Raw genomic sequence first — 9,460 nt, forward strand, 5'->3', positions numbered from 1 at the left:
GGGCCATGCCCGGCGACACGCGGCATTTCCGGATTACGGCGTCGCCGGCACCACCTGCTGGCCGATGAAGTTGCGCTTGGCATCGAAGTCATAGGCGATCTGCAGCTGGCCCACGTCCGGGCAGGCGTGGCAGTCGCGCAGCGGTGTGCGGTACAGCAGGCGGATCCCGCCGCCCTCCAGCGGTGTCGCTCCGGCCGATTGCGCCGGCGCGAATGGCGTGGCCTGCGGGTTGGCCTTCAACAGCTCCTGCACGGCCGGGTCGGCACGCAGCGTGTCGTCCAGCTGTACGGCATCCACATCGATGCGCTTGCCGCTGGCGTCGACCAGGCGGGTGCCTTCGTTGGTGTTGGCCCGGAAGGGATACTCGACCGTGGCAATGCCCAGCCCCTCGTTCTCATGCCAGGCGGTGACATACGCCAGTTCCCCGGCGCTGGACAGTTGCTCGGCCGCGGTGATCGCCTCGGCGCTTGCTCCCCCCGCTCGCATCGCATCGCGCAGGCAATCCCGGGTGGCGGCATTCTCTCCCTGGCGGCATGCGTTCAGATCGCCATCCCAGACCACGGCCTCGCTCCAGCGCATCTTGCCGTCGGCGGCGGCCTTCTCCGCGCTGGGCGCGTCACCGGCGGGTGGCTCCTTGCCGGGTTCCGGCGAACGGCCCTGGCAGGCAGTCAGCAGGGCAAGCCCCAGGGCAGGCAGCAACAGGCGGGAACGGCGCATGGCGTGGACCTCGTGCGTTGGCTGGAGGCCCGAGTATCGTCAAGGCCGGGTGAACTCCGCGTCGGCGCGGCATACTAGCGGCTCATTGCATACGCTGGAGTGTGGAACGTGGGCAGTCTGCAGGGCAAAACGCTTTTCATCACCGGAGCCTCGCGTGGGATCGGCCTGGCCATCGCACTGCGCGCTGCGCGCGACGGCGCCAACGTGGCCATTGCGGCCAAGTCGTCGGTGCCGAATCCGAAGCTGCCGGGCACCATCCATACCGCGGCTGAAGCGGTGACGGCGGCAGGCGGGCAGGGCCTGGCCCTGAAGTGCGACATCCGCGAGGAAGAGCAGGTGCACGCGGCGGTTGCGGCCACGGTCGATACCTTCGGCGGCATCGACATCCTGGTCAACAACGCCAGCGCGATCTGGCTGCGCGGTACGCTGGATACGCCGATGAAGCGTTTCGACCTGATGCAGCAGGTCAATGCGCGCGGCAGTTTCCTGTGCGCGCAGGCCTGCCTGCCGTACCTGCTGCAGGCGCCGAATCCGCACATCCTCACCCTTGCACCGCCGCCCAGCCTGGCGCCGAAGTGGTGGGCACCGCATACCGGCTACACGCTGGCGAAGATGGGCATGAGCTTCGTTACCCTGGGCCTGGCCGCGGAATTCGGCCCGCAGGGCGTGGCGGTGAATGCGCTGTGGCCGCGCACGGTCATCGCCACCGATGCGATCAACATGATCCCGGGCGTGGATGCGGCCGGCTGCCGCACGCCGCAGATCATGGCTGATGCCGCGCATGCGGTGCTGGTGCGCGAAGCGGCGGGCTTCCATGGCCAGTTCCTGATCGACGATGACGTGCTGGCGCAGGCGGGTATCACCGATCTTTCGGGCTACGCAGTGGATCCATCGCGTCCGTTGCTGCCGGATCTGTTCCTGGATTGATCGTACGTCGCCGGAAGAGGCCGAGGGCTGCGACCTTCGGCCTGCTGCGCTAGAATGCGCAGCTGTAATCGTTTTCAACAGGGATGTGAACACATGTCACGCACTCTTTCCGTCGCGGCGCTGGCCGCTTCGCTGTCGTTGATCCTGGCCGCCTGCGGTGGCAAGGCACCCGCCGCTGCGGGCGGCGCCGCTGCCTCCGGCACGCCGGACGCCAGCGCGGCGCCGTCCGACCCGCAGCAGCAGTTGACCGCCAAGCTCAACGCCTACATCGGCTGCTTCAACGCGCTTGATTCGAAGACCCACGGCAGCATCGAGTCCTATACGCGCTGGATCAAGGATGTCGCCGCCGGCCCGACCGGTCGCGAGACACAGGTGTACGGTCCGTTCGAGATCAGCGATTACGACATGAAGCAGTGCGATGCCCCCGTGACCGAGGCGATCGCTGCCAAGCCAGTGCTGGCTGAACTCGATGCTGCTGCCGGCCACTACCAGCAGGCGCTGAAGGCGCTGGTGCCGATCAGCAAGGACGCGCACGACTACTACGATCGCCAGGACTACGAAGACGACCAGTTCGCCAAGGGCAAGCAGCTGCACGCGCCCTTGATGGCCGCCTTCAAGGATTTCGTGGCTGCCAGCGAAACGTTCAATGCCGAGCTGGAGCGCCAGAACGACGCCGCCTAGCGCGAGCAGCTCAAGGCACTGGAGCAGGCCGAGGGTCGCACGCGCGAGTACTACCGCCTGGCGATGATGCTGGAAGCCAAGGCCATCATGGATCTGATGAGCGAGGATGATTTCGATCAGGCCAAGGCCCGCGAGCGTCTGGATGCGTTCAACCGCATTTCCGACGAAGCGCATGCGAAGGTGGCTGATCAGGAGCCGGGCAAGCTGGACTGGAACAGCTTCGAGCGTGAGGCCGAGAACTTCCGTCGGGAAGGCAAGGCGCGGCTGCAGCGCGTCAGCGAGAAAGAGCCTTACACCGATTTCGAACGACGCATGCTTGATTCGCCGTCGATGGCGCCGCGTGGATCGGCCAGCAAGCTGATGCAGGAATACAACACGCTCGTTTTCCAGAGCAACCGCCAGTAGTGCTCCCGCTCATGGCGTGATCAGCGTGCGCCGGTGTACATCGCCGGCGCTCGCATCAATGGTTGAACGCATCCGGCAGCTTGCCACCGCACTTGCGGCAGTGCAGTGCATCCGGTTCATGACCTTCCAGCCCACAGTCCGGGCAGCCACGCGCATCGCGGCGCGCGGCCTGTTCGGCTTCACGCATGGTACTGGCCAGCTCGGCGGTGTAGATGCCGGTGGGTACGGCGATGATGCTGTAGCCGATCAGGATCAGCACCGAGGTGACGAAGCGGCCAAGCACGGTCTGCGGCACGATGTCACCGAAGCCGACCGTGGCCATGGTCACCACCGCCCAGTACATGCTGGCCGGGATATTGGTGAAGCCGTGTTCGGGGCCTTCGATCACGTACATCAGCGCACCGGCGATGATGGTGATGGTGATCACCGTGAACAGGAACACCAGCACCTTGCGACGGCTGCGCCACAGCGACGTCATGAGGACGCCGCTTTCCTCGATGTAGCGGGTCAGCTTCAGGATGCGGAACACCCGCAGGATGCGTAGCGCGCGCACCACCAGCAGGCTCTGCGCGCCGGGGATGAACATCGACAGGTAGGCGGGCAGGATCGACAGCAGGTCGATGATGCCCCAGATGCTCACCGCATACCGCAGCGGGCGCTTGACCACCGCCAGCCGCAACAGGTACTCGGCGGTGAAGATGATCGTGAAGCCCCATTCCAGGATGTACAGGCCGGTGGACCATTCGGCATGCAGGTGCTGCACGCTGTCGATCATCACCACCAGGATGCTGGCGACGATCGCTACCACCAGGATCAGGTCGAAATTGCGCGAGGGCCGGGTGTCGTGGCGGTAGATGATGTCGAACCACCGACGGCGCCAGCCGGTCTCGGTGGCGGGGTTCAGCTGGGGGGCGGAAAACGGTCGCATGCGCGCATTGTGCCGCAGGGGTTCCGGCGCGAGAATGGGGATTCCTGAACCCTGCCGACTGCCATGACCGCCGCTACCGATCCGCTGATCTCCCTTTCGCACTATTACCTGCCGGTCTACAAGCCCCGCCAGGTGGTACTGGAGCGAGGCCAGGGCGCCCGCGTGTGGGACAGCCAGGGCCGTGAGTTCATCGACCTGGCCGCCGGCATCGCCGTGTGTGGCCTCGGCCACAACGATCCAGACCTGGTGGCCGCGCTGGTCGAACAGGCCGGCAAGCTCTGGCACACCAGCAACGTGTTCTACAGCGCGCCGCCGCTGCACCTGGCCGAAGAACTGGTCAAGGCCAGCCGCTTCGCCGAGCGCGTGTTCCTGTGCAACTCCGGCGCTGAAGCCAACGAAGTGGCGATCAAGATGGTCCGCAAGTGGGCCTCCAGCCAGGGCCGCCCGGCCGACAAGCGCGTCATCATCACCTTCCGCGGCAGCTTCCACGGCCGCACCATGGGCGCGGTCACCGCTACTGCCCAGCCGAAGTACCAGGAAGGCTACGAGCCGCTGCCGGGTGGCTTCCGCTACATCGATTTCAACGACGAAGTGCAGCTGGAAACCGCGATGGCCGCCGGTGACGTGGCTGCGGTGATGCTGGAGCCGATCCAGGGCGAGGGCGGCGTGATGCCGGCCAAGTCCGGCTTCCTCAAGCGCGTGCGCGAACTGTGCGACCAGCACAACGCATTGCTGGTGCTGGACGAGATCCAGGCCGGCATGGGCCGCACCGGTACGCTGTTCGCGCACTGGCAGGACGACGTGGTGCCGGATATGGTCACCCTGGCCAAGGCGCTGGGTGGCGGCTTCCCGATCGGTGCGATGCTGGCCGGCCCGAAGGTGGCCGAGACCATGCAGTTTGGCGCGCACGGCACCACCTTCGGTGGCAACCCGCTGGCCGCTGCGGTGGCCCGCGTGGCGCTGCGCAAGCTGGCCTCGTCGGAGATCGCCGCCAACGTCAGCCGCCAGTCGAAGGCGCTGCGCGATGGCTTCGCGCGCATCAACGAAGAGTTCGGCGTGTTCAGCGAGGTGCGTGGTCGCGGCCTGATGCTGGGTGCGGTGCTGAGCAAGGACTTCGCCGGCCAGGCTGGTGCGATCCTCGACCACGCCGCCGGGCAGGGGCTGCTGACCCTGCAGGCCGGCCCGGACGTGCTGCGCTTCGTGCCGTCGCTGAACATCACCGACGAAGAAGTGGCTGAAGGCCTCAAGCGCCTGCGCGCGGCAATTGCCGCGTTCATCGCCGCGCGCTGACGCCATAATGCTGGGGTCGGATCCCTCTCCTGCGCAGAGGGCTCTGACCCCGATCAGCCCACCGCGTAACGCTTCAACACCTTGCCCAGCCCACGGCCATCGCGCACGGTTTCCGCGTGCAGGCCGGCGGCGCGTGCGCCGCGCACGTTGGCGAACAGGTCATCGACGAACAGCGTGCGGGCAGGTGCCACGTCCAGTGCTTCCAGCGTGCGCAGGAACACCGCGGGCGCCGGTTTGCGCAGGCCGAACTCCGCGCTGCAGAACACGCGCTCATGCAGGGCCGGGAACAGTTCCGGTAGCAGAGTCGGCAAGGCCTGCTGCATCAGTGCGCCATTGTTGGTCAGCACCGCCATCGGCAGCTGCAGGGCCTGCAGCCGCTGCAGCACGGCCGGCTGTGGATGGCTGGCGGCCTGTCGCGCCGCGATCCACGTGTGTACATCAACGGTGCGGCCCAGCTGTTTGCTCAGCTGCGCCAGATAGGCCGGGCCATCCAGCGTGCCATTGTCATGTGCCGCTTCCAGCCCGCTGTCGTACAGCGCGGCCTGCACGGTTTCCGGCGCGACATCCAGCGCCTGTGCCAGGTGCAGCACGCGCTGCGCGCGCTGGTACTGCACCAGCACGCCGTCCACATCCAGCAGCAACAGATCGATCCGCATCGGCCGAGCATGCCATCGCGGTGGATGCGCGGAAACCCTGGAGTGCGCGTGCGACAGACGGTCGCAGACGCGGCCACAGGAGGCTGCCTAGAATGGCGCTTGAATCCGCAGGAGATGCAACGATGAAGGCTTGGAGGGTGGCAGTGGGACTGGGCGCGCTGATGCTGGCGCCGTCGGCGATGGCGCGGATATGTGCGGTCAGCATCGACAGCACCGACCAGATGAGCTTCAGCAGCCGCGAGATCAAGGTCGCCGCCGACTGCACCGCCGTGGACCTGACCCTGCGCCACACCGGCAAGCTGGCTGTCACCGCGATGGGTCACAACTGGGTGCTGACCCGTACCGCCGATTACCAGCCGGTGGCGATGGCGGGCATGCGCATGACCCTGGCCGACAGCTACCTGCCGAAGGCCGACAAGCGCGTGCTGGCGCACACCAAGGTGATCGGCGGTGGCGAGACCACGCGCGTGCGCTTCTCCACCCCGGGCCTGCAGAAGGGCGGTGACTACACCTTCTTCTGCTCGTTCCCCGGCCACTTCGCGATGATGAAGGGCAAGTTCGTCTTTGGTTGAAAAAAAGGGGACGGAGGGGATTAAGTCGTTTGTGCACAAACGACTTAATCCCCTCCGTCCCCTTTTTTTGCGATCAGCCCTTGGCAGCCCTGAACGCCACGCGTGCTGCGGCCAGCGTCGCCTCGATCACGGCATCGTCGTGGGCGCTGGACAGGAAGCCGGCCTCGTACGCCGACGGGGCCAGGAACACGCCCTGCTCCAGCATCGCGTGGAAGAAGCGGTTGAACGCCGGAATGTCACAGGCGGTGGCCTGCGCATAGGTTTCCACCTTCTCGCTGGTGAAGAACAGCCCGAACATCGCACCCACGCAGGTGGTGGTCACGGCCACACCGGCGTCGGCGGCGGCCGCTTCCAGACCCGCACACAGGCGTGCGGTGCGCTCGGCCAGGTCGGCATGGAAGCCCGGCTGCTGGACCAGCTCCAGCATCGCCAGGCCGGCAGCCATCGCCACCGGATTGCCGCTCAGCGTGCCGGCCTGGTAGATCGGGCCGGCCGGTGCGATCTGCTGCATCAGCTCGCGGCGACCACCGTAGGCACCCACCGGCATGCCACCACCGATGATCTTGCCGAAAGTGGTCAGGTCCGGGGTGATGCCGTAATGCGCCTGCGCACCGCCGAGGGCAACGCGGAAGCCGGTCATCACTTCGTCGAAGATCAGCAGCGCGCCATGCTTCGTGCACAGCGCACGCAGGTGTTGCAGGTAGCCCTCGCGCGGCGGGATGCAGTTGGCGTTGCCGACCACCGGTTCGATGATCAGGCCGGCGATGTCGTCACCCTGCTGTTCGAACAGGGCGGTGGCCGCTTCGAAGTCGTTGTAGGGCAGGGTCAGGGTCAGTTCGCTCAGGCCGGCCGGGACGCCCGGCGAGGTCGGCACGCCCAGGGTCAGCATGCCGCTGCCGGCCTTGACCAGGAACGAGTCGCCGTGGCCGTGGTAGCAGCCTTCGAACTTGACGATGCGGTTGCGGCCGGTGGCGCCACGCGCCAGGCGGATCGCCGACAGTGTGGCCTCGGTGCCGGAGTTGACCATGCGCACCATCTCGCACGATGGCACCAGGCGGGTGATGGTCTCGGCCATGGTGACTTCGGCCGCGCACGGCGCACCGAAGGACAGGCCATTGTCGATCGCCTTCTTCACCGCCTGGCGCACGGCCGGGTGGTTGTGGCCGACGATCATCGGGCCCCAGGAACCGACGTAGTCGATGTAGCGGTTGCCATCGACGTCGTACAGGTAGGCGCCATCGGCGCGTTCAACGAAGAACGGCTCGCCGCCGACCGACTTGAACGCACGTACCGGCGAATTGACGCCGCCCGGCAGCAGCTGCTGGGCACGGGAGAACAGGGCGTGGGACTGGTCGTGGTTCATGGGGCTTTCCTGGGCATTACGCGAACTGGGTGAGATAGGCGCGCTGGGTCGCGACCGGGTCCGATGCGGCGTAGATACCGCTGACCACGGCCACCAGATCGGCGCCGGCGTCGATGATGGGACCGACATTGTCCGGCGTCAGGCCGCCGATCGCCACCCGCGGCACGCCGAGTGCGGCGCTTTGCCGCAGCAGGTCGGTGTGGGCGCGGCTGCTGGTGACCTTGGTGGTGGTCGGGAAGAAGGCGCCGAAGGCCACATAGCTGGCGCCGGCCGCCACGGCCTTCTCGGCATTGGCCAGCTGGTCGTAGCAGGAGGCGCCGATGATGGCCTCGGCACCGAGCAGCGCGCGCGCGCTGGGGATGTCCCCGTCGGTGCCGCCCAGATGCACGCCGGCGGCGCCCACGGCCTTGGCCAGCACCGGATCGTCGTTGACGATCAGCGGCACGCCGTGGGCGGCGCACAGGCCTTGCAGGGCCGTCGCCTGTTCCTGCCGAAGGGCATCGCTGGCGGTCTTGTTGCGGTACTGCAGCCAGGTGGCACCAGCGGCCAGCAGCGGCGCGGTACGGGCCAGCAGGCGCGCGGTATCGGGCTCGTCCGGGGTGATCAGGTAGACGCCGCGGGGCGCCGGGGAAGCAGAAGTCATCGATGGCTACCGGTGCGTGGGCTGCAATGGGACAATGGCCGCCCGTGAATCCAGCCCCGATTATCCGATGAGCGACGCCAGCCCCACCACCCTGCGAACCTGGATGTGCGTGGTCTGCGGCTTCCTGTACAGCGAAGCGGAAGGCTTGCCGGAGGAGGGTATTGAGCCCGGGACGCGTTGGGAGGACATTCCCGAGACCTGGACCTGCCCGGACTGCGGGGTGACCAAGGCCGATTTCGAGATGGTCGAGGTCGATTGACCGGCGGGCCACCCGGCCCATCCTGTGGGTGCTGACCGTTGGGGTGGGTGTGGACCGTTGGTCCACACACCGACACCCTCAATGCAGCCGCGGCATCGGCCCGCCGAGGTCGATCAGCTTCTCGCGCAGCCACTGCGCATCGCTGGCCTCGGGATTGCGCTTCAGGTACTGCCCCAGGTCATGGCGGGCACCGGCCAGATACTCCAGTTGCAGGTACGCCAGGCCGCGGTCGCGCAGCGCGTCGTCCTGCTCGGGCGCCAGTTTCAGCAGGCGGTCGGCACTGCGTGCGGCACGATCCCATTCACCGGCTTCGGCGTAGACGCCATGCAGGTTGCGCAGCATGCGCATCAGGATCGCGCGCGCCGGCGCCGGGTCGAGGATCTGCGCCAGCACCTGGTCATCGGGCATCTGCCCGCCCAGGTGTGACTTGGCGCGTTCGCGCAGTTCGTCCACGTCCAGTGGCCGGCCACCGTTGAACGGGTCCATCACCAGCACGCCGTCGTCCACCGGCAAGCGCACCAGGAAGTGGCCGGGGAAGGACACGCCATCCAACGGTATGCCGAGCCGGCGCGCGACTTCCATCTGCACCAGCGCCAACGAGATCGGATTGCCCAGGCGCCGCTCGAACACCTGGTTGAGGTAGCTGTTGCGCGGGTCGTAATACTCGTCGTGGTCGCCGCTGTAGCCCAGCTCGTCGAACAGGTGGCGGTTGATCGCCGCCATTTTCAGTGGGCTGTTGTCGATGCTCTCCACTTCCGAACGGAGGTGGTCGACATGGCTCTGGATCAGCGCGTCGTAGGTGGACGGCTGCAGATCGGGGTATTCATCGCGCGCGATCAGCAGCGCGGTCGGCAACAAGGGCAGCGCCTCGTCTTCGAGGTCGGCCAGTGCATCCCAGTCGGGGAGTGTGATCCGGTCCTGCATGACCACAGACTGGCGTCATTCGCAGGCGGTTTCAAGCGGTGCCGCGTGAAAAATCCGGGGGTCAGATCCCTTTCGCGTGCGAAAGGGATCTGACC

10 protein-coding genes and 1 pseudogene are annotated in these 9,460 nt (G+C 66.9%); 5 read left to right on the forward strand and 6 right to left on the reverse strand.

Features of this window, described 5'->3' with window-relative positions; translation table 11 throughout:
• Positions 1-33 precede the first annotated feature (33 nt).
• Positions 34-717, reverse strand: a complete 684-nt coding sequence (locus tag O0K41_RS15535) for a hypothetical protein (RefSeq protein WP_005414380.1) — start codon at positions 715-717, stop codon at positions 34-36.
• Positions 718-825: 108 nt separating this feature from the next.
• Here O0K41_RS15535 and O0K41_RS15540 point away from each other — a divergent pair, with 108 nt between their 5' ends.
• Positions 826-1,644 carry an NAD(P)-dependent oxidoreductase gene (locus O0K41_RS15540; RefSeq protein ID WP_049450509.1) on the forward strand — a complete coding sequence of 273 codons (819 nt, stop codon included), beginning with the start codon at positions 826-828 and terminating at the stop codon, positions 1,642-1,644.
• Between the two features lie 93 nt (positions 1,645-1,737).
• Positions 1,738-2,730: pseudogene (locus tag O0K41_RS15545) on the forward strand (YiiG family protein).
• 55 nt (positions 2,731-2,785) lie between these two features.
• Here the strand turns inward: O0K41_RS15545 and O0K41_RS15550 are convergent.
• Positions 2,786-3,658 (reverse strand): ion transporter, encoded by an 873-nt coding sequence (locus tag O0K41_RS15550; protein ID WP_054172451.1) that lies wholly within the window; start codon positions 3,656-3,658, stop codon positions 2,786-2,788.
• Between the two features lie 63 nt (positions 3,659-3,721).
• Here O0K41_RS15550 and O0K41_RS15555 point away from each other — a divergent pair, with 63 nt between their 5' ends.
• Positions 3,722-4,948, forward strand: a complete 1,227-nt coding sequence (locus O0K41_RS15555) for an acetylornithine transaminase (protein WP_164222719.1) — start codon at positions 3,722-3,724, stop codon at positions 4,946-4,948.
• 53 nt (positions 4,949-5,001) lie between these two features.
• On the opposite strand, the gene O0K41_RS15560 is transcribed toward O0K41_RS15555, so the two are convergent.
• Entirely contained in the window at positions 5,002-5,604 is a 603-nt protein-coding gene (locus O0K41_RS15560) for an HAD-IA family hydrolase (protein ID WP_005410909.1), read from the reverse strand.
• Between the two features lie 122 nt (positions 5,605-5,726).
• Here O0K41_RS15560 and azu point away from each other — a divergent pair, with 122 nt between their 5' ends.
• Positions 5,727-6,176: an azurin gene (azu, locus tag O0K41_RS15565; RefSeq protein ID WP_164222716.1), complete on the forward strand. Its 450-nt coding sequence runs from the start codon at positions 5,727-5,729 to the stop codon at positions 6,174-6,176.
• A gap of 73 nt (positions 6,177-6,249) precedes the next feature.
• Here the strand turns inward: azu and hemL are convergent, their stop codons facing one another.
• Complete coding sequence (hemL, locus tag O0K41_RS15570) at positions 6,250-7,539, reverse strand: glutamate-1-semialdehyde 2,1-aminomutase (RefSeq protein WP_049450502.1); 1,290 nt, start codon at positions 7,537-7,539, stop codon at positions 6,250-6,252.
• Between the two features lie 16 nt (positions 7,540-7,555).
• The gene (gene thiE, locus O0K41_RS15575) at positions 7,556-8,182 is read right to left on the reverse strand and encodes a thiamine phosphate synthase (protein WP_049450501.1); all 627 of its coding nucleotides are present in this window, start codon (positions 8,180-8,182) and stop codon (positions 7,556-7,558) included.
• A gap of 34 nt (positions 8,183-8,216) precedes the next feature.
• On the opposite strand from thiE, the gene O0K41_RS15580 reads away from it, so the two are divergent.
• On the forward strand, positions 8,217-8,441 hold the full coding sequence (locus tag O0K41_RS15580) for a rubredoxin (RefSeq protein ID WP_005410905.1): 225 nt from the start codon (positions 8,217-8,219) through the stop codon (positions 8,439-8,441).
• Positions 8,442-8,519: 78 nt separating this feature from the next.
• On the opposite strand, the gene O0K41_RS15585 is transcribed toward O0K41_RS15580, so the two are convergent.
• Positions 8,520-9,365 carry a SirB1 family protein gene (locus tag O0K41_RS15585; RefSeq protein ID WP_024957828.1) on the reverse strand — a complete coding sequence of 282 codons (846 nt, stop codon included), beginning with the start codon at positions 9,363-9,365 and terminating at the stop codon, positions 8,520-8,522.
• Between the last annotated feature and the right edge of the window lie 95 nt (positions 9,366-9,460).

Source organism: Stenotrophomonas sp. Sm2128 (assembly GCF_030985535.1).
GTDB classification, from domain to species: domain Bacteria; phylum Pseudomonadota; class Gammaproteobacteria; order Xanthomonadales; family Xanthomonadaceae; genus Stenotrophomonas; species Stenotrophomonas maltophilia.

Coding starts and splice junctions, on each gene's coding strand:
- O0K41_RS15550 (WP_054172451.1), bottom strand. CDS start 3,658: ATGCGACCGTTTTCCGCCCCCCAGCTGAACCCCGCCACCGAGACCGGC.
- O0K41_RS15535 (WP_005414380.1), bottom strand. CDS start 717: ATGCGCCGTTCCCGCCTGTTGCTGCCTGCCCTGGGGCTTGCCCTGCTG.
- O0K41_RS15555 (WP_164222719.1), top strand. CDS start 3,722: ATGACCGCCGCTACCGATCCGCTGATCTCCCTTTCGCACTATTACCTG.
- hemL (WP_049450502.1), bottom strand. CDS start 7,539: ATGAACCACGACCAGTCCCACGCCCTGTTCTCCCGTGCCCAGCAGCTG.
- thiE (WP_049450501.1), bottom strand. CDS start 8,182: ATGACTTCTGCTTCCCCGGCGCCCCGCGGCGTCTACCTGATCACCCCG.
- O0K41_RS15560 (WP_005410909.1), bottom strand. CDS start 5,604: ATGCGGATCGATCTGTTGCTGCTGGATGTGGACGGCGTGCTGGTGCAG.
- O0K41_RS15580 (WP_005410905.1), top strand. CDS start 8,217: ATGGCCGCCCGTGAATCCAGCCCCGATTATCCGATGAGCGACGCCAGC.
- O0K41_RS15585 (WP_024957828.1), bottom strand. CDS start 9,365: ATGCAGGACCGGATCACACTCCCCGACTGGGATGCACTGGCCGACCTC.
- azu (WP_164222716.1), top strand. CDS start 5,727: ATGAAGGCTTGGAGGGTGGCAGTGGGACTGGGCGCGCTGATGCTGGCG.